Origin of the sequence: Marinobacter sp. P4B1 (genome assembly GCF_001447135.1) — a bacterium.
Taxonomy (GTDB): domain Bacteria; phylum Pseudomonadota; class Gammaproteobacteria; order Pseudomonadales; family Oleiphilaceae; genus Marinobacter; species Marinobacter vinifirmus.
Genome location: NZ_LLXM01000015.1, coordinates 1,145,172 through 1,163,510 on the forward strand (window position 1 = coordinate 1,145,172; position 18,339 = coordinate 1,163,510).

The 18,339-nt window shown below is 59.9% G+C and carries 17 protein-coding genes; 8 read left to right on the forward strand and 9 right to left on the reverse strand.

Going from position 1 to position 18,339, the window contains the following annotated elements; all coding sequences use genetic code 11:
* Window positions 1-35: 35 nt before the first annotated feature.
* From AQ621_RS16790 to AQ621_RS16810, 5 genes are all read left to right on the forward strand, one after another.
* Entirely contained in the window at window positions 36-1,109 is a 1,074-nt protein-coding gene (locus AQ621_RS16790) for an extracellular solute-binding protein (protein ID WP_058342485.1), read from the forward strand.
* 5 nt (window positions 1,110-1,114) lie between these two features.
* Entirely contained in the window at window positions 1,115-2,209 is a 1,095-nt protein-coding gene (locus AQ621_RS16795; protein ID WP_058342350.1) for an ABC transporter ATP-binding protein, read from the forward strand.
* Window positions 2,206-3,066, forward strand: a complete 861-nt coding sequence (locus tag AQ621_RS16800) for an ABC transporter permease (RefSeq protein WP_022989609.1) — start codon at window positions 2,206-2,208, stop codon at window positions 3,064-3,066. Before AQ621_RS16795 ends, AQ621_RS16800 begins: the two co-directional genes overlap by 4 nt.
* A gap of 4 nt (window positions 3,067-3,070) precedes the next feature.
* Window positions 3,071-3,925 carry an ABC transporter permease gene (locus tag AQ621_RS16805; protein WP_058342351.1) on the forward strand — a complete coding sequence of 285 codons (855 nt, stop codon included), beginning with the start codon at window positions 3,071-3,073 and terminating at the stop codon, window positions 3,923-3,925.
* A gap of 65 nt (window positions 3,926-3,990) precedes the next feature.
* Complete coding sequence (locus AQ621_RS16810) at window positions 3,991-6,231, forward strand: GGDEF domain-containing protein (protein ID WP_227508377.1); 2,241 nt, start codon at window positions 3,991-3,993, stop codon at window positions 6,229-6,231.
* 3 nt (window positions 6,232-6,234) lie between these two features.
* Here AQ621_RS16810 and AQ621_RS16815 read toward each other — a convergent pair whose 3' ends face one another.
* The 7 genes from AQ621_RS16815 to AQ621_RS16845 all read right to left on the reverse strand — a co-directional run bounded on the left by AQ621_RS16815 (window position 6,235) and on the right by AQ621_RS16845 (window position 13,021).
* Window positions 6,235-7,647 (reverse strand): alanine/glycine:cation symporter family protein, encoded by a 1,413-nt coding sequence (locus tag AQ621_RS16815; RefSeq protein WP_058342352.1) that lies wholly within the window; start codon window positions 7,645-7,647, stop codon window positions 6,235-6,237.
* Between the two features lie 137 nt (window positions 7,648-7,784).
* The gene (locus AQ621_RS16820) at window positions 7,785-8,228 is read right to left on the reverse strand and encodes a universal stress protein (RefSeq protein ID WP_022989605.1); all 444 of its coding nucleotides are present in this window, start codon (window positions 8,226-8,228) and stop codon (window positions 7,785-7,787) included.
* 32 nt (window positions 8,229-8,260) lie between these two features.
* Window positions 8,261-9,547 carry a TRAP transporter large permease gene (locus tag AQ621_RS16825; protein ID WP_022989604.1) on the reverse strand — a complete coding sequence of 429 codons (1,287 nt, stop codon included), beginning with the start codon at window positions 9,545-9,547 and terminating at the stop codon, window positions 8,261-8,263.
* A gap of 36 nt (window positions 9,548-9,583) precedes the next feature.
* Entirely contained in the window at window positions 9,584-10,180 is a 597-nt protein-coding gene (locus AQ621_RS16830) for a TRAP transporter small permease (RefSeq protein WP_036219755.1), read from the reverse strand.
* Window positions 10,181-10,294: 114 nt separating this feature from the next.
* Window positions 10,295-11,323: a TRAP transporter substrate-binding protein gene (gene dctP, locus AQ621_RS16835; RefSeq protein ID WP_058342353.1), complete on the reverse strand. Its 1,029-nt coding sequence runs from the start codon at window positions 11,321-11,323 to the stop codon at window positions 10,295-10,297.
* A gap of 139 nt (window positions 11,324-11,462) precedes the next feature.
* Complete coding sequence (locus AQ621_RS16840; RefSeq protein ID WP_058342354.1) at window positions 11,463-12,002, reverse strand: YqiA/YcfP family alpha/beta fold hydrolase; 540 nt, start codon at window positions 12,000-12,002, stop codon at window positions 11,463-11,465.
* Window positions 12,003-12,031: 29 nt separating this feature from the next.
* On the reverse strand, window positions 12,032-13,021 hold the full coding sequence (locus AQ621_RS16845; protein WP_058342355.1) for an LLM class flavin-dependent oxidoreductase: 990 nt from the start codon (window positions 13,019-13,021) through the stop codon (window positions 12,032-12,034).
* A 191-nt stretch (window positions 13,022-13,212) separates the two neighbouring features.
* Between AQ621_RS16845 and AQ621_RS16850 the strand changes: the two genes are divergently transcribed.
* The 3 genes from AQ621_RS16850 (at window position 13,213) to AQ621_RS16860 (ending at window position 15,742) form a co-directional block, all read left to right on the forward strand.
* Window positions 13,213-13,743: a glutathione peroxidase gene (locus AQ621_RS16850; RefSeq protein WP_227508397.1), complete on the forward strand. Its 531-nt coding sequence runs from the start codon at window positions 13,213-13,215 to the stop codon at window positions 13,741-13,743.
* Window positions 13,744-13,811: 68 nt separating this feature from the next.
* A complete protein-coding gene (locus tag AQ621_RS16855; protein WP_058342357.1) occupies window positions 13,812-14,960 on the forward strand; it encodes a mechanosensitive ion channel family protein in 1,149 nt (382 codons plus the stop codon).
* Window positions 14,961-14,983: 23 nt separating this feature from the next.
* A complete protein-coding gene (locus AQ621_RS16860) occupies window positions 14,984-15,742 on the forward strand; it encodes a putative 4-mercaptohistidine N1-methyltransferase (RefSeq protein ID WP_058342358.1) in 759 nt (252 codons plus the stop codon).
* A gap of 139 nt (window positions 15,743-15,881) precedes the next feature.
* On the opposite strand, the gene AQ621_RS16865 is transcribed toward AQ621_RS16860, so the two are convergent.
* Window positions 15,882-16,568 carry a response regulator gene (locus AQ621_RS16865; protein ID WP_094624472.1) on the reverse strand — a complete coding sequence of 229 codons (687 nt, stop codon included), beginning with the start codon at window positions 16,566-16,568 and terminating at the stop codon, window positions 15,882-15,884.
* Window positions 16,565-18,178 carry an ATP-binding protein gene (locus AQ621_RS16870; RefSeq protein ID WP_058342360.1) on the reverse strand — a complete coding sequence of 538 codons (1,614 nt, stop codon included), beginning with the start codon at window positions 18,176-18,178 and terminating at the stop codon, window positions 16,565-16,567. Before AQ621_RS16870 ends, AQ621_RS16865 begins: the two co-directional genes overlap by 4 nt.
* Window positions 18,179-18,339 lie beyond the last annotated feature (161 nt).

Genomic DNA, 18,339 nt, shown 5'->3' on the forward strand with positions numbered 1-18,339 from the left:
AACCGCATAACACTGTTTCAGGGGAATGAATGACCATGGCACTGCGCAAGACACGGATATCAGCACTGGCCACCCTGCTGGCCGCCACGACCGCCTCCGGTAACCTTCTGGCTGAAGAACTTCGCCTGATCACCTGGGGTGGCTACGCTCCGGACGAGGTGGTGGCCCAGTTCGAAGAAGAAACCGGCATTGATGTGCAAATTACCCTGTCCAACAACGAAGACATGATCTCCAAGCTGCGGGCCACCGGCGGTGCCGGCTTCGACCTGGCCCAGCCCAGCCAGGACCGCATCGTGGGCGTGCAGCGCCAGTTCAACATCTACAAGCCCATCGACTACAGCCGGGTTAATACCGATCAGCTGCAGCCGTCAATGGTCAAGGCGACGCAAGAATCGACAGCCCTGAACGGCCAATCCTTCGGGGTGCCGTCTGTCTGGGGCACCAGTGGTCTGATCGTACACAACTCGGTGGCAGACACCGTCACCGACTACACCGACCTGTGTGACCCGGCCGTGGCCGGCAAGGTCAGTTACCGGCTCAAGCGCCCGACGCTCATGGGCTTTGCCTTCGCCATGGGCATGGACCCGTTTGCTGCCTATAACGATCGCGCTGAGTACCAGTCCATCATGGCGAAAGTGGAAGACAAGCTGATCGACTGCAAGGCCAATGTGAAAACCTACTGGACCGGCGGCGACCAGCTGCTGTCGTTGCTGCGTACCGGTGAAGTGACCGCCGCAATGGCCTGGGATGCCGGTGGCTGGAAGCTGAACGCAGAAAACCCCGAGATCCGCTTTGTGGCCCCGGAATCCGGTGCCCTGGGCTGGATTGACACCTTTGCCATTCCCCGCCGCAGCGAGAACGAAGAGGCCGCCTACAAGTGGATCAACTTCGTGATGCAGCCGGAGATTGCGGCGAAAATTACCAATGCGTCCGGAAACTTCACCGCCTCCAAAGGCGCCGACGAGTTTGTGAAGGCCGAGCTGCGGGATGCCTATCGCCTGAGCTTTGATGAGGAAGCCATCAACAACATCAAATGGTATCCGCCGGTACCGCCGGGGCTGGAAGCCATGGAAGGGCAGGTGCTCGATCGCGTCCAGGCTGCCAACTGATTCTTATGGCAACAGAGTCTGACCTGTCCTGTAACGGGCTGATCCGCCGCTTTGGCAAAACCGCAGCGGTGGATCACATCTCGCTGGATGTGCCGGCCGGCACCTTCTTCTCCATTCTGGGGCCTTCCGGCTGCGGCAAGACCACCCTGCTGCGGCTGTTGGCGGGCTTCGACAAGCCGGATGAGGGCGATATCTTCATCCGCGGCCAGCGCATGAATGACGTGCCGCCTAACAAGCGCCCGGTGAACATGGTGTTCCAGCACCTGGCGCTGTTCCCCACCATGACCGTCGGCGACAACATCGGCTATGGCCTGAAACGCCGAAAGGTGCCCGTGGCCGAGCGCCGCAAGCGCATTGCCCGGGTGCTGGAGCAGGTGGGCCTGCCCGGGCTGGAGCACCGTAATCCGCAGGAACTCTCCGGCGGCCAGCGCCAGAGGGTGGCCCTGGCCCGTTGCCTGGTGCTGGAGCCCACCCTGCTGTTGCTGGATGAGCCGCTTGGTGCGCTGGACCTGAAGTTGCGGGAACAGATGAAGGTGGAGCTGAAGCACCTGCAGAAGCAGTTCGGCACCACCTTTGTGTACATCACCCACGACCAGTCCGAGGCCATGGTGATGTCGGACCAGGTGGCGGTAATGAAAAGCGGCCGCTTTGAACAGGTGGCGCCGCCAGAGGAGCTGTACCGGGAACCCGCCACACCCTTCGTGGCGGGGTTTGTGGGGGATAACAACCGGCTCTCCGGAGAGGTCGTCACCCTGGCGGACAACATGGCCGATATCCGGCTGGATAACGGCGAAGTGGTTCGGGGCCGGCTTGCCGCCAACGGGCTGTCTAACGGTGACCGGGCCGAGCTTTATGTGCGCCCGGAATCCCTGATGTTCACCGGTGAGGCCCTTAAAGACGGCTTCTGTGCCATGCAGGCGAAGGTACTGACCACCCTGTTTGACGGTGCCAACAGTCGGGTTGAGGCAGAAAACGGCGGCCAGCCGGTGTTTGCTCGCCTGCCGCAGGATGGCACGGCACCGCGCCTGACCACCGGCGCGGAGATCCGCCTGGCCTGGGATCCGAAACTGGCGCGGGTCTACGGAGCCTGTCAGTCGTGAATGCCTCTGCCAGCCGTTTGTCCCTCTGGTTGCTGTTAACGCCGTTTCTGCTCTGGATTGTGTTGCTGGTTCTGGTGCCGCACCTGCAGATGCTGCGCGTGTCGTTTCAGGTGCGGGAAAGCTGGGATACCCTGGCCTGGGGGCTGGAGCAGTATCAGAATTTCTTCAGCGAATCCTATTACTGGCGAACCTTCGTGCGTACCGGGGTGATGTCGCTGTTCACCACCTTCCTGACCCTGCTGATTGCCTTCCCCATTGCCTGGTACATTGCCCGCCTGGCCCGGGGCCGGAGCAAGGGCATCCTGTTCCTGGCTTGCCTGATCCCGTTCTGGGCCAGTGAGTTAGTGCGTACTTACGGCTGGATGATCCTGCTGCGGGAAAGCGGCCTGTTCAGCTCCTGGCTGCAGGCGCTGGGCTGGGTCGACGGCCCGGTGGAGATGCTTTACAACGATGTGGCGGTGATCATCGGCCTGGTCTACAACGGCCTGCTGTTTATGGTGGTGCCCCTGGTCACCACGCTGGATGGTATGGACGAGAACCTGGTGGAAGCCGGTTACGACCTAGGCGGCGGCCACGCTACCGTGCTGCGGGAAGTGGTCATTCCCTGGGCCATGCCGGGCATTGTTTCGGGCTGTATCGTGGTGTTCATGCTCACCCTCGGCAGTTACCTGACACCGATACTGATGGGCGGCAAGGACAGCGCCTGGTTTACCGAGCAGATTTTCACCCAGTTTATTACCCGCTTTAACTGGGAGCAGGGTGCCGCACTGGGGGTCTTGCTGCTGGTGTTGTCATCACTGATGGTGTGGCTGGGCCTGAAACTCACCGGCCAGTCCCTGCGCAAGGTGATGGGATGAGGCCATGATCCGCTCCGTACCCCGGTCCCGGCTGTTTGATGCCCTCTACCTGAGTTACTTGGTGGCGTTTTTCCTGTACCTGGCCCTGCCGTTGCTGGTCACCGCCGTGTTCGCATTCAACGATTCCTCGTTCCCGTCACTGCCCTGGCAGGGCTTCACCCTGGACTGGTACCTGGCGGATGGCTCGGAAGGTCGTACCGGGCTGTTCCATGACGATGGCCTGCTCAGTGCCCTGTGGGTCAGCGCCAAGATCGCGTTCTGGGTCACCCTGGCCAGTGTGGCGCTGGGTTGCGTGAATGCTGTGCTGTTCGAGCGCTTGCAGTTCCGGGGTAAGGAATTCCTGTATCTGTTAATGCTGTTGCCGCTGGTGATTCCCGGGGTCATTCTGGGGGTATCCATCCTGGTGTTCTACAGTGGCACCGCCAATGAGGTGTCGCGGCTTTGGGGTATCGAACTGGATGTGTTCCGGCCCGGTATGCCCCTGGTGGTGATGGGCCAGGTGACCTTTATCACTACACTGGCTACCCTGGTGATTGGCGCCCGGTTGCGCAAGTTTGACCGGCAACTGGAGGAAGCCGCCCTGAACCTCGGAGCAACGCCGCTGGTGGCCTGGTTTACCGTTACCTTGCCCTGGTTGCTGCCGTCCATTCTGGGCGCGGCCGCCATGGCGTTCCTGATGTCCTTCGAAAACTTCAACACTACCGTGATGCTCACGGGCAGCGATACGCCGCTCACCGTGGCGCTGTTCAATCGCCTGCGGGAAGGTTCGACACCGGTTCTCAATGCGGTGGCGCTGTTCCTGATGGTGGTGTCGGCCCTGCTGGCCCTGTTTACCCTGCGACAAAAAGGCTCAGGCTAAGCGGGTTCTGTCGCGGTTGGTTACGGTCTATACTGCCTGAACAATTCATATAAGCAGGTTTAATCTTGCGTGCGGCCAATCGATTCTCGCTTCTAGCTTTCCTGGTCAGCTTTGTGCTGCTGTGCCTGCCGTTAACCGTCCAGGCTGCCATGCAGCCGGTGGATGAAGGCTGGCAATACCGTTGGGGGGATTCACCCCTGATGCCCGATGGCACTCCGCAATGGATTGTGCAAGATGAACCGGGGCAGTGGCACGACATCGGTTTTCCCTCTAATCCCCCCGGCCGGGCCGGGCGCGAGCACGCGTGGTTCCGGGTAACCCTGCCGGAAGGCGAGTGGTTTTCCCCCATGCTCTACATCTACAGCGTGGATATCATTGTGCAGGCCTGGTTTCAGGGCGAGCTGCTCTACCAGTATGGCACCTTTGATGAACAGGGCCGGGGCCGGTTTGAAGGCTGGCCCTGGCACGAAATACCCCTGCCGGAGAACTACGAAGGCGAAACGGTGTATTTCCGGGTCTTTTCCAATTACACCGATATCGGGCTGTGGGGCGAGGTGGCCATACTCGACCACCAGGACCTGGTGCTGCACCTGGTCAGTCGCTCGGCGAAGAGCCTGGTAATTGCCAGCATTTGCGGACTGATTGCCCTCCTGGCCCTGGTGTTTGCCAGCATCCAGCGCGGGCCGATGGGTTTTGCCAGTATTGCCCTGTTCTCCCTGGTGACCGCGACCATGCTGGTGGCGGAAACCCCCGCCAGTTTGCTGATTGCCTACCAGCCACTGCTTTGGGACTACCTGGCGGCGGGTTCCTATTTCCTGGTTCCGGTTACCCTGGCTTTGTTGCTGCAGCAGTGGCTGGCCCACCAGAGCCCGGCTGTACTGGGCTGGCTCTGGAAATTCCACCTGGGGTTTGCGGTGCTGGCGCTGCTGGCGTCGTTGTCGGGGCTGATCAACCTGTCGTCTGCCTTTCCGGTGTTTGACGGCTTGCTGCTGGTGTCGCTGGTGCTGCTGGTGGGCTCTGCGGCGCTCCGGTTCCGGGTGTTGTACCGGGAGCAACAAATCCTGCTGGTAGCTTGCGGGTTATTCGCGGTGTTGCTGATTGCCGATATGGCGGTGGCACACGGTTTCCTGCCCTGGGGCTGGTTGGTACCGGCAAGCTGGGGCGCACTGGCCTTTGCCCTCGCGGTGGTCAGCATTTCCGTATGGCATTTCAGCCGCACCCAACAAGCACTGCAGCAGATGACGGTGCAGCTGGAGCAAAAGGTGGCCGAACGTACCGCCCGGGCCGAGGCCCTGGCCGAGCGGGAGGCAGCCCGCTCCCGCCTGTTGGCCCTGGAGAGCCGGAAAAGCCAGAAACTGGCGGACCTGATCTCCGGAATCCAGGACTGTGCGGTGCTGGAGGAGGCGTTCGAGCTACTGGCCCGGGCCCTGCCAGGGCTGTACATGCCGATGGCCGGCAGTTTCTACCGCCGCAGACCGGATGGCAGCTATGAGCGTGAAGCAATATGGGGGCCGGCGGCCGAGAGCGCCTTTCCGGCGAGTCTTGACAGGGGGCTGCCTTCATTGAAGGAGACCACGCTGCCATTGCGCAGCCAGGCGTTACCCGACCCGTTATGCTTTTTGCTCAGGGTAGAACCCGGGCTGACCGGCGGCAGCCCGGAGGGCGTGCTGCTGTTGGCCCATCCCAGATTGCCTGAAAGCCTCAAGGGTTATGGCACGGTGCGGGTTGTGGCCTGGGTATATCAGTCGGTGGAGAAGCTCGGGATTACCCTGTCCGGCCTGGCGCTCAGGGAAGAATTGCAGCGTTTCTCTTACGAGGACGGACTGACGGGCCTTAAAAACCGCCGGCATTTTGATGAACTGTTCCGCCATGAACAGGAAGTTTCCCGGCGCAGCGGGCGAAGCCTGAGTTTGCTGATGCTGGATATTGACCATTTCAAACGCTTTAACGATACCTACGGCCACGAAGCCGGAGACGAAGCCCTGAAAATGCTCAGCCGGGTGCTGGCACGGCATTTCCGGGGTAGCGATACCGTGTGCCGGTATGGCGGTGAGGAGTTTGCTGTGCTGCTGCCGGGAGCTACGTCTGCGGAGGCTACCGAACGTGCGGAGGCCCTGCGGCGAGCGGTTGCCAGTGAGCCGGCGGGGGAGGGGGGTGCGGTGCCTGAACACCTGACGGTGTCGGTAGGGGTGGCCTGCTGGCCAGAGAGCTGTACCGAGTTTGGTGACCTGTTCCGGGCCGCCGACCGGGCCCTGTACCGAGCTAAACATGCCGGCCGCAACCGGGTGGCTGCGGCCGAAGCATGAAGGTCAGTGCCAGATATTGCTGTCGATTTTCTCGTGCAGTTCCGGGTAATCCTGTGACTTGAAGTGGGGCACCAGGCCTTGCTTGCGCTGGGCCAGGTAGTCCTTGGTCAGTTTCACCACGGTACCGGACAGCAGCACGATGGCAATCAGGTTGATGGTCGCCATCAGTCCCATAGAGGCATCGGCCGCGTTGAACACGGTTACCACGGCCTCGTAACCACCCCAGACCACCATGCCCAGTGCGGCCAGGCGCAGAATAGTCAGGCCCAGTGTATTGCCGCCCTTCAGGTACACCAGCGCGTTCTCGGCATAGGTGTAGTTGGCCACAATGGAGGTAAAGGCAAAGAACAGGATGGCGATGGCAATGAAGTAACCGCCGAAATCCCCCAGATGAACTTCCATGGCCTGCTGGGTAAGCTGGGTGCCGGTTACGCCGGAACCTGGCTCCAGAACGCCGGCCAGCAGGATCATCACGGCAGTGGCGGTACACACGATAATGGTGTCGATAAACACGCCGAAGGCCTGTACCAGCCCCTGTGAGGACGGGTGGTGCGGAGCAGGTGTGGCCGTGGCGGCGATATTCGGGGCAGAACCCATGCCTGCCTCGTTGGAGAACAAGCCGCGCTTGATGCCGTTGAGCATGGCCGCGGTGATGGAACCGGCCGCGCCACCGGCGGCTTCTTCAAGGCCGAATGCGCTCTTGACGATCATCGCCAGGATGCCCGGCACTTCGGTGATGTTCATGGCCATCACAATCAGCGCCAACAGCACGTAGGCACCGGCCATGAACGGCACCACAAATTCCGCGAAGCGTACAATCTTGCGCAGGCCGCCGAAAATCACGATGCCGGCAAAGAACGCGATCGCAATACCCACGCCCAGTTTCGGTGTACCGAAGGCACCTTCCATGGCATCTGCAATGGAGTTGGCCTGTACTGCGTTGAATACCAGGCCGAAGGAAATGATCAGGCACACCGCAAAGATGGCGGCGGCCCAGGGCGCTTTCAGGCCCTTGGCAATGTAGACCGCCGGGCCGCCCCGGTACTGGCCTTTGCCGTCACGCACCTTGTACAGCTGCGCCAGGGTGCTTTCGGCATAGCCGGTGGCCATGCCTACCAGCGCCACCATCCACATCCAGAAAATGGCACCGGCGCCACCCAGGTAAAGGGCGACCGCCACGCCGGCCAGGTTACCGGTACCCACCCGCGACGCGAGGCTGGTACACAGGGCCTGGAACGGCGAAATACCGTGTACATCGCTCTCGCGGGAACCGCGGATGGCACGGACCATTTCGCCAAAGTTGATGAACTGCAGAAAGCCAAGGCGAATGGTAAAGAAAACACCCACGGCCAGCAGGCCGTATACGAGGACGTAGCCCCAGAGAATCGAATTAAGAAAATCGACAATTGCAGTCATGGAGTGACGCCTTGTGATTTGTGGATGAAAGTTAACGAAGTCGCGGGGAAGTCTAGCACGGTGAAATTACAGGCAGACTGCGGAAATCCGTGATTGCCGGGCTGCTGGGGATGTGCAGTCCGGCCTGAGTGGTGGCCTCAGACCACCAGTACCGGGCACTTGGCCTGGGAGGCCACCCGGTGGGACACACTGCCGAGGAACATGCCGTCTTTGTCGCTGTTGGTGCCCTTGGTGCCAACCACGATCAGGTCTGCTTCCTTTTCCTGGGCAAACTTCACAATCACCTTGGACGGCCTGCCCGCTTTCACAAAACCGCGCACCTTGGTAGCCCCATGCTCCTTGGCAAACTCCTTGGCGTGATTCACCACCTCCTTGGCGTAGTCCGACAGCACCTTGTCCGGAATGTCCATGTCATCCGGACGGCCAATCGAGAGCGAGGCCTCGAACAGGCTGTGGTGTTTGTAGACACAGATGATGAAAATTTCCGCATCCGGTATCAGTCGCTGCAGCTCGATGGCCTTGTCCAGGGCCTTCAATGAGGTTTTGGAACCGTCTACGGCAGCCAGAATTCGTTTGAACATACCAGTCTCCTGTCAGTGGCCGGTTGCCCGGTTCAGTCTCGGTAAGCCAGGTCCCGCAGGAACAGCGCAATATCCGGGAAGGCAATGATCAGGCCGGCAGCAGCCACCAGCATGAAAATGAAAGGCGGCGTGCCTTTGATCACTTCCAGGTAGGGCCGCTTGAAAATCGCAATGGCGGTGAAAATATCGCAACCAAACGGTGGTGTGGCAGAGCCGATGGCCACCTGCAGGGTAATCAGTACCCCCACCAGCACCGGGTCCAGCCCGGTGGCCTGGATAGCCGGGGCGAAGATCGGCGTGAGTACCAGGATCACCACAATCGGGTCTACAAACATGCAGGCAATGAAGAAGGCCACACAGATGGCAATCAGCACGCCGACCGGGCCGGCGTCATTCACACCCACTGCTTCAAGAATGCTTTGCGGAATCTGGGCGAAGGAGATAATCCAGGAGAAGCCGTTACCCACGGCCACCAGGATAAACACCACGGCGGTGATCAGGCCGGTGGACTTGGCAATCCGGTAGACATCGGTGAGTTTGAGCGACCGGAAAATCACAAACTCCAGCAGGAAGGCGTAAAGCACGCATACAGCAGCCGCCTCGGTGGGGCTGAAGATACCGCCGTAGATACCGCCTACGATGATCACCGGGAACATCAGCGGCCAGGACGCATCCCGAACCGACAGTGCCCGCTCCTTCCAGGACGCTTTTGGCTCTGTAGGTACCTGGTTCTTGTAGGCGTAGATCAGGCAGTACACCGAGAACATGAACAGGATCAGCAGGCCGGGGCCGATGCCGGCAATGAACAGCTCGGCAATGGAGGTTTCGGAGATAACCCCGTAGATGATCATGCCGATACTGGGCGGGATCAGGAAGGCGATATCACTGGCGTTGATGATCAGCGCCAGGGTGAAGGGATCGGAATAACCGGCTTTCAGCATCTTGGGGCGCAGGGGCGAGCCTACCGCCACTACCGTCGCCTGGGTTGAGCCGGAAACTGCACCGAACAGGGTGCAGGAGGTGGCGGTACTGATCGCCAGGCCACCTTTTACATGGCCGATGAACGACATGACCATGTTGATCAGCCGGTCGGCCGACTGGCCCCGGGTCATGATATCGGCGGCCAGGATAAACATGGGCACCGCGATCAACGACGCCGGCCGGATGCCACCCATCATCTGCTGGACGAATGTGCCCATCTGGCCGAAGCCGTCAAACATCATTACAAAGCCGAACACCGCAGCGGTGATCAGCGGGATCATCATCGGGAAGCCCAGAAGCAGCAGCCCGATCATGATAATCATCATCATAGTTGCCATGGTGTGAATATCCTTAGTGGTTCGGGTTCATGCGCTTCAGACTTCGGTTTCTGTATCGGCGTAACCATCCACCACACCCGTCGAGAGGTAGACGTCTTTGCTGGTGAGGTTTTTGATGGCGGTCAGGAAATACTGGATGCCGGTAATGGCAAAACCGACCGGTACCCAGACGTAGATCCACCAGATGGGCAGGCCCAGCGCCGGCAGAATGCGACCACGGCCGTACAGGGTTTCGATGTAGCCGTAGGAGTGGTAGCACAGGAAGAACATCACCACGGACGTGAACAGGGCAATAAAAATCATCAGAGCCTTGCGGCCCTTGGCAGGAAAAGCATCGTAAACGGCAGACATCCGAATGTGGCGGCCATGGCGGGCAGCGTAGCCGATGCCGGCAAAGGTAATCAGGATAATCAGGATCCGGTTGATCTCGCCGGAGAAAAACAGGCCTTCTCCGAACACAAACCGGGCAATCACGTTAACGCAGGTGTTGACCGCCATGAGGATAACGCCGCCGGCCAGCATGACGGCTTCAATCCTGGCAATCCATTCATCAATAGTGCCCAGAAACCCGGGCAAACCGGATGCGTAGGCACCGGTATCGTCTTCCACAGCCTCCTGAGGACGCTCAGACATGGATGGGGTACTCCGAAACAGGTCGCTCCCGGCCGGTAAATTCCCCGGCGGGGCGGGGTTGAACCAGGGCCGGACAACAAGGGGTGGCCGTGGCCACCCCCTGAATCCTGCCGGTTAGTCTTCCTGAACTGCCTTGAGGTCGGCCTTGAACTGGTTCAACAGTTCTTGACCCTGCTCACCGGTCATCTCGATGAACTTCTCTTCTACCTGCGGTGCCCGGGCACGGAAGGCTTCGATCTGTTCTTCGTTCAGACGGGTAACGGTAACCTCGTCGCTGGCAGCCTTGATCTTCTCAAGGGCTTCGTCGGCCAGGCCGTCGATGTGTACGATGATTTCCTCAAAGGCGAAGTCTGCGGCATCTCGCACCAGCTTCTTGTCTTCGTCAGACAGGCCGTTGTAGAAATCCTGGTTCGCCATCATGGCGGTGGTGAACCAGCCGTGGCCGGTGAAGACCAGGTTCGGAGATACTTCGTACAGTCCGCCGGACTCGATCCAGAAGATCGGGTTTTCCTGGCCCTGGATCATGTTGGTCTGCAGGGCACCGTACACTTCACCCCAGGGCAGTGGAGTGGGCGTGGCACCGAAGGCAGAATAGGTTTCAGACAGAAGCGGGTTGGTCATAACCCGGATCTTCTTGTTCTTGAATTCCTCGGGGGAGGTGACCGGCTCGTCTACGGTCACCACGAATTCACCTTCCGGGTACATCTTCAGCAGTTCCAGGCCCTGCTCGGAGTACAGCTTCGGGAAGTCTTCGTTGATGGCCTCGGACTCACGGAAAAACTCAATCACCGTGTCCATGTCGGTGGGCATCAGGTACGGAATGAAGAAAATCTGCGCTTCGGGAATCAGTGCGCCGGTAAAACCGGGGGACTGGTTCACGAAGTTGAGGATGCCAGCCTGGGTCTGTTCCATGATGTCGTCAGACTCGCCCAGCTCACCGAAGCGGAACACCTGCAGCGTGTGGTCGGAGTTCTCTTCGATGTATTCCTTGAATTTGTAGGCGTAAACGTCTTGAACATCGCCCTCGTATTCTTCGTGGGCGTAGCGCCAGTTGGCTGCATTTACCGCATTGGCTGCGGTCAGACCGGCAAACGCCAGTGCTGAAATACCCGCCAGTTTCCTGAATTTGCTTGTGCTGTTCATCGCGTTGTCTCCGCTCTTTTTTTCAGTTAATTCCTTGTTACCTTTTTTTAGACTGGCAAAACAAAGCGGTTTTCGCAAGGAAATGACCGAAATCAGGAAACACTGGCGACAGGTTTCGCGGTATCGCAAGTCTATGAATTCAGACTTTATTCGGATTTTTGAGACAGGTTTCGAGGAATCGGTGGAACTCCCGGGCCACCCTGTCGACACTTTTCTCCAGCCGGTGGCCGTCTGGCAGAACCAGGGTTTCGAGGCGCTGCTTACGGGCCAGTTCCAGAACGGGCATCACCGGTACGACATCATCATCCCAGCCATGAATGATGCGGGTATAACGGGCGCCGATCAGCGGGCTCGATTGCGGATATTTCGGCAACGCCAGTGCCGGGGCCAGCAGGAAACAGCCCAGTACCGGTGTGATTGCGCTGGTCTGGGCGCACACCCAGCCACCCATGCTGGAGCCGGCCAGGATGGTCCGCTCCGGCACCGCGCCGGCACTTTCCATGGCGGCTCGCATCTGCTCCAGCCGGACTGCCGGGTCTTTGCTGCTGCGGTGGTCGATGGCCTCGGCGCGTACGCCATCAAACTCTTCAGCCACCGCTTTCAGGGCCTGGATCTTGGTGCTGCCCGGGCCGCTTTCCAGGCCATGGGACAGAAACACGAAAAACGGTTGTTCGGGCATGTCAGGCTCCCTGCATTCGGTCAGTCGGTTCAGGTCCGGGTTTGGGCCAGGATGTCGAGGGCGTGGCGGCGCTGGGCCGGCTCGTAGATATCAACGGTGAACATCAGCTCCTCCACCTGGATATCCGACAGCAGTTCGTCAAGCTGTTGTTTCAGGTCATCGGCGTTACCGATGACCTGCAAGCCCAGAAAATCCTTAACCCCGGCTTCTTCAGCGGCATTCCACAGGCCATCCATGGACTCCACCGGCGGCTTCATCCACAGCGGCTGGCCACGGAACAGCGACAGAATCCGCTGGTAGCTGGTGGTGCTCAGGAATTTGGCTTCTTCCATGGAGTCCGCCGGTACGGTCGGAATAGCCAGCATGGCGTAGGGCTGCTGCAGCTGCTCGGAAGGCTGGAAATTATCCCGGTACACCCTGAGCGCTTCGCGATACAGGCGCGGTGCAAAGTGGCCGGCAAAGGCGTAGGGCAGCCCGCGCATGGCGGCTAGCTGGGCGCTGTACAGGCTGGAGCCAAGCAGCCAGATCGGCACGTTGGTGCCGGCGCCGGGAATGGCTTTGACCGGCTGGCCCGGCTGCAGCGGCCCGAGCAGGGTTTGCAGGCGGGCAACATCTTCGGGGAACTGTTCCGCGCCCAGCCCCTCCCGGCGCAGTGCCCGGGCGGTAATCTGGTCAGTCCCCGGCGCCCGGCCAAGGCCCAGGTCAATGCGGCCCGGGTACAGGCATTCCAGGGTGCCGAACTGTTCAGCAATCACCAGGGGCGGGTGGTTGGGCAGCATCACGCCACCGGAACCGACGCGGATGCTCTCGGTCTTGCCGGCAATGTGGCCCACCAGTACCGAGGTGGCAGAACTGGTGATGCCTTCCATGTTGTGATGCTCGGCCAGCCAGAAACGCTTGAAACCAAGCTTCTCGGCATGCTGGGCATAGGCCACGCTGTTGGCCAGGGTGGTGGAGACGGAATCGCCTTCGCGGACGGAGGCCAGTTCGAGCAGGGAAAAATCGGGTTTAATGGACATGGAGCTCCGGGATTCTGAAGGACTATCGATAGTGATCAATAAACAATGATGGTTCGGGCCGGTTTCTTCAAGGGCTGGCACGGTAGCGGGGCCGGATTTCCCTGCAAGTGCTAAAGTGCATGAACAGTCTGGCGCTCTGGTTCGTATATACCGGCCAGACAACAGGAGGAAAGATCATGCGTAGGGTGCTGATGCAGTGTGTGAGTTTGGTTGTGTTTCTGGGCTTTGCCTCTTCGGCGGCTGCCCAGTCTTGCCCGGAATTCCTGGACCACGAGCAGCGCAAGCTGCATTCCCGGGATTCCGTTAATCTTTGCGAGGTGGCGGCGGGCCAGCCCATGCTGGTGGTTAATACCGCCAGCCGTTGCGGTTATACCGGACAGTTTGAAGGGCTGGAGGCGTTGCACCAGCAATATAAAGACCGGGGCCTGGTGGTGGTCGGTTTTGCCAGTGATGATTTTCGCCAGGAAGCGGACACCGAGGAAGAAGCGGCCAAGGTCTGCTTTGTGAACTTCGGGGTGACCTTCACCATGATTGCGCCCACGCCGGTTACCGGCGAGCAGGCCAACCCGGTGTTCCGGGAAATCAACCGCCAGAGTGAGCAGCCGCGCTGGAACTTCACCAAGTATGTGGTGGACCGCAGCGGGACGGTGGTTGAGCGTTTCCCCAGCAAGGTCCGGCCGGACGACCCGCAACTGATCGAGGCGGTAGAGTCTGTACTGTAACGCCCGGGATGGCATAACCGGCTACCCTTACAGGCAGGGTATCTGAACCGTTGTACAAGGAACCTTCAATGGCAGAAAGCATCTTTGCCGCTGTGCGTGAACAGATAAAACAGAATGTATCCGACACCCTGAATGCGTTTGGCGATGGCCAGGCGGACTGGGGGGAACTGGCGGTGCATGCCCTCAGCCAGCTTCTGATTTCGGCCTTGTATCTGGGGCTGTTTCTGGTGGTGTACGCCCTGCTGATCAGCATTGTGCGTTTTGCCGTGGGCAAAAAGCGGGCCCAGCATCCGTTATTTAACCATGCCCGTACGGGGATCCGGTATCTGTTCGGGCTGGGCGCTTTGCTGGTGATCATGGCCCAGTTCGGGGCGGCGCCGGAATTGCTGAAATCCATGGCCCGGGCCGGGCTGATGGCCTTGGGGTTCTTTGTGGGCTGGCTGGTTGCCGGCCGGCTGATCCGGGAAGCCATGAGCCGCTACCGGCTGGATCCGTCCATCCGGCAGCTGGTGGAAAACCTGTTCTCTGTGCTTACCGCTACCTTTGCGGCGGTCACCGTGCTGGCACAGTTTGGCTTTGATGTGGTGTCGATTGTGGCCGGGCTCGGTATTGTCGGTATTGCGGTGGGCTTTGCGGCTCAATCGACCCTGTCCAACTTCATTGCCGGCATTACCCTGTTGATCGAACGGCCATTCCGGATTGGCGACTGGGTGACCATCAACGGCCAGGACGGCAAGGTGGTCAAGATAGCCCTGCGCACCACATGGCTGCGCACCCGGGACAACATTTTCACCATGATTCCCAACGACAGCGTGGCGTCTTCCGATATCGTCAATTACAGTGCCGAGGGCGCGACCCGGCTGAATATTCCGGTGGGCATCGCCTACAAGGAGTCTGCCAAGGCGGCCCGGGAGGTGATCATGCCGGTGCTGCTGGCGCATCCGGAAGTGCTGCAAAGCGCCGGTATGGAACCCCGGGTGGTACTGAAAAACCTGGGCGATTCCTCGGTAGACCTGGAAGTGAAAATCTGGATTACGCCGGATAACCTGGATGTTCAGCCCAGAATCATGGCCGATGTGCTGGAGCAGATTAAGGAAGCACTGGATGACGCCGGCATCGAGATTCCTTTCCCGCACCTGCAGCTGTTTATTGATGAAGCCAAGGGCCTGAAACCCCTGGTGGAACCGCTTTACTCGAAACTGGCCGGCAAGTCCTGACCTGCCGGTACGAGGAGAACACAATGACGGAGCCGACCGGCTACTACGAAGACAACACCACCCTGGCCCAGTACCTGGAGTTCCACTTTGGCGAAAGCTGGCATGGCGAGGCGAACTTTCCGAAAGAGCTGGCGGATGCCGCCATGGAAGCTCTGGACGGCCGGCAAACCTGCCGGGCCCTGGATATTGGTTGCGCAGTAGGCCGGACCACGCTTGAACTGGCCCGGCATTTTGACCATGTAGACGGCGTGGATTTTTCCCAGACCTTTATCAACAAGTGCCGGGAAGTCATATGCGACGGCGCTGCCCGCTACGCCAGGCCCGAAGAAGGGGAGCTGGTGAGCTATCAGGAGCGTTCGTTGGAAGCCCTCGGGCTGTCAGACGCGGCGCGCAGGGTGGCGTTTCACCAGGGTGACGCCTGTGAGTTGGGTGACGATTACCGGGATTACGACCTGGTGCTGGCGGGCAACCTGATTGACCGGTTATACAAGCCGTCCCTGTTCCTTGAAACCATCCACGAACGCATCAACGACCTGGGTCTGCTGGTGATTGCCTCGCCCTACACCTGGCTGGAGGAGTACACACCGAAGCAGGAATGGGTGGGCGGTTTCCTGAAAGATGGCGAACCCTACAGCACCCTCGATGGCCTGAAAGATAGGCTGTCGCCCCGTTTCCGCCTGCTGACAGAGCCCCGCAGCCTGCCGTTTGTGATCCGGGAGACCCGTAACAAGTTCCAGCACAGCTTCTCGGAGCTGACCGTCTGGGAAAAGTTGCCGGCTTAACCGGTATTGTCACGAAAGGGTCACATGGGGCGGTTATTCTGACCACTCATCAGGACAATGCATTGTGTTGGTGCATCGTGTGATTACTTCAGCCGGGGTTCTTCCCCGGTTTTTTTAGGTCTGGCCAGAACAGGGCACGTCAGCTCTTCGGCAGGTACTGGCGCTCCGGCCGGCCAACTGAACCGTAGGCTACTTCGGCGCTGAGTTCGCCAGTGCCCACCAGGTATTCCAGGTAACGGCGTGCCGTGGTTCGGGACGCGCCCATCTCGGCGCCCATGTCTTCTGCATTCCAGCGGCTGCGTTGTGGCAGAAGATCACGAACCTTGTCCAGGGTCAGGCCGTCTATGCCTTTGGGTAGTCGTTGGCGGCCGGTGTTTGCGGGCGCGGAGGTGGCCCTGGGCAGCAGGGCATCGACTTCGCTCTGGCCCAGTTGCTCAAGGGCAGACAGCTTGTCGAGGTGGCTCCGGTAGCGTTCGATGGCCTCGTGCAGGCGTTCGAACACCAGGGGTTTGAGGATGTAATCGAACACTCCACCGCGTAAAGCATCGCGCAGAGTGTCCACTTCCTTGGCTGCGGTGATCAGGATAACGTCACTGCGACTGTTGGCCGCCCGGAGTTCCCGCAGCAGGTCCAGCCCATTGCCATCGGGAAAGTAGACATCAAGCAGAATCAGGTCCGGCTCCAGGATGTCAGCCTGATCCCGGGCATCGGCCAGGGTGTGGGCGATGCCGCAGAGTTCCACCATCTCCATCCGCTCGATAAAACGGCGCTGGATCTCTGCAATCTTGCGGTCGTCTTCAACGATCAGAAGCCTGACAGGCATCACAGGCTTTCTCCTTCTTCCTGATACTTTGGCAAATACAGTGTAAACCGGCTACCGCCGGCGGGCAGGTTTTCAATGGTGACCGAGCCACCCCAGCGATTCAGGAACTGTTGTACCAGGTACAGCCCGATGCCATGGTCTTCGCCCTTGCCGCTGACGCCGCGCTCGAAAATGGTCTGCTGGACGGCATCGGGTACGCCGGGGCCCTGGTCCTCGATCTCGAAGATCAGCTCATCGCCAAGGTCCGTCATCGACAGGCGTACCCGGCCATTCTCGCCGGTATGTTGGCGGGTTGCTTCAAGGGCATTGTCGATCAGGTTGCCGAGCACGCTGACCAGCTGTTCCCGGGGCAGGTTGGCTGGAATATCTTCCATGGCGCTGTCCGGATCTATGTCCAGGTTCAGCCCCATTTCCCTCGCCCGGTTGTACTTGCCCAGCAGGCAGCCGGCAATGACTGGGTCGGGTACGGCTTCCAGCAGCAGTTTCAGCAAGGACTGGTGGTCGCTGACTTCGCTTCCGATCAACGTGAGGGCTTCGTCGGTCGCACCGATCTGGATCAGGCCGGCAATGGTGTGCAGCTTGTTGGAGTATTCGTGGGTCTGGCTGCGCAGCGTGTCGGCGTACTGCTGGATGCGGGTAAGCTGCTGGCTGACCTGGTGCAGTTCGTCACTGGGCCGGAAGCTGGTTACCACGCCGATCACTTCGTTGTTCTGGCGCACCGGCAGGCGGTTCACCACCATTTTCCGGCCCCGTAGCCAGACTTCCCGGTCAAAGTCTGGCTTCCGGGTTTCCAGCACAGACAGCAGGGTACTTTCCGGCAGAATTTCAAGGATGGGGCGGCTGGCGAGTTCGGTTTCTCCAGGCAAGTCCAGATTGGCACAGGCGGCCCGGTTAGCCATGGTGATTACGCCGTCCCGATTGACGGCAATGATGCCTTCACGCACGGATTGGAGGGTGGCTTCCTGCTCTCGGAACCGGCGGGCAATTTCTTCCGGCTCAAGTCCGAAAATGGCCTTCTTGAACCGGTTGGAGATAACGATCGCGGAGATCACCGTCGCCAGGATCATCAGCCCGATCACTCCATAAAACACCAGGTTGTAGCGCTGGATGGTGGCGTCGACCTGCTCAAGGCTGTAACCCACCGAGACAATGCCGATAATGCGGCCGGTTTCCGGATCGATCACCGGGGCCTTGGCCCGCATGGATTCGCCCAGGCTACCCCTGGCGCGGGCCACATAGGATTCGCCGTCTTCCAGGGCGCGCCGGCCATAGTCTCCGTCGTCATCGGCCATCGAGCGGCCGAGTCGTGTGGGGTCCGGGTGAGCCAGGCGCAACGCCTGCCTGTCTCCGATCACAACAAACAGTGCCTGGTTGGTGGCGGTCAGGCGCGAGGTGGTTCGGTTCAGGGCAGGAATGTCCCGGCGGTTGATGCCGGCGATGACCGAGGGGGCAGCGGCAACGGTTCTCGCTACCATCAGCGCACGTTGCTCCGTCTCCTCATACAGGGACTGGCTAAGGTAATAGCCGGCGATGCCGCCCACCAGCAGGGTCTGGATGATGCCAGCCAGCCCCAGAGTCAGGATCATCCGGGTTTTCAGTCGGGTTTTGCGCATGCTGGGTCTGAATCGGGTTCTTTTCGTTATGGTATCCAGAGTAATGCATCAGGGCCGGATACACCCGTGCCCTTTATGAACAAAATGGTTTTTTTACTCTTTAAAGGCTTTACGCACACAAACTTCAAGACTGCCCTGCTCAACTTTTAACCTGCCTCAAG

What these genes read in the sequence shown, in the direction of transcription:
- AQ621_RS16790 (WP_058342485.1), top strand. Translation starts at nt 36, where the DNA reads ATGGCACTGCGCAAGACACGGATATCAGCACTGGCCACCCTGCTGGCC.
- AQ621_RS16795 (WP_058342350.1), top strand. Translation starts at nt 1,115, where the DNA reads ATGGCAACAGAGTCTGACCTGTCCTGTAACGGGCTGATCCGCCGCTTT.
- AQ621_RS16805 (WP_058342351.1), top strand. Translation starts at nt 3,071, where the DNA reads ATGATCCGCTCCGTACCCCGGTCCCGGCTGTTTGATGCCCTCTACCTG.
- AQ621_RS16815 (WP_058342352.1), bottom strand. Translation starts at nt 7,647, where the DNA reads ATGACTGCAATTGTCGATTTTCTTAATTCGATTCTCTGGGGCTACGTC.
- AQ621_RS16820 (WP_022989605.1), bottom strand. Translation starts at nt 8,228, where the DNA reads ATGTTCAAACGAATTCTGGCTGCCGTAGACGGTTCCAAAACCTCATTG.
- AQ621_RS16825 (WP_022989604.1), bottom strand. Translation starts at nt 9,547, where the DNA reads ATGGCAACTATGATGATGATTATCATGATCGGGCTGCTGCTTCTGGGC.
- AQ621_RS16830 (WP_036219755.1), bottom strand. Translation starts at nt 10,180, where the DNA reads ATGTCTGAGCGTCCTCAGGAGGCTGTGGAAGACGATACCGGTGCCTAC.
- dctP (WP_058342353.1), bottom strand. Translation starts at nt 11,323, where the DNA reads ATGAACAGCACAAGCAAATTCAGGAAACTGGCGGGTATTTCAGCACTG.
- AQ621_RS16840 (WP_058342354.1), bottom strand. Translation starts at nt 12,002, where the DNA reads ATGCCCGAACAACCGTTTTTCGTGTTTCTGTCCCATGGCCTGGAAAGC.
- AQ621_RS16845 (WP_058342355.1), bottom strand. Translation starts at nt 13,021, where the DNA reads ATGTCCATTAAACCCGATTTTTCCCTGCTCGAACTGGCCTCCGTCCGC.
- AQ621_RS16850 (WP_227508397.1), top strand. Translation starts at nt 13,213, where the DNA reads ATGCAGTGTGTGAGTTTGGTTGTGTTTCTGGGCTTTGCCTCTTCGGCG.
- AQ621_RS16855 (WP_058342357.1), top strand. Translation starts at nt 13,812, where the DNA reads ATGGCAGAAAGCATCTTTGCCGCTGTGCGTGAACAGATAAAACAGAAT.
- AQ621_RS16860 (WP_058342358.1), top strand. Translation starts at nt 14,984, where the DNA reads ATGACGGAGCCGACCGGCTACTACGAAGACAACACCACCCTGGCCCAG.
- AQ621_RS16870 (WP_058342360.1), bottom strand. Translation starts at nt 18,178, where the DNA reads ATGCGCAAAACCCGACTGAAAACCCGGATGATCCTGACTCTGGGGCTG.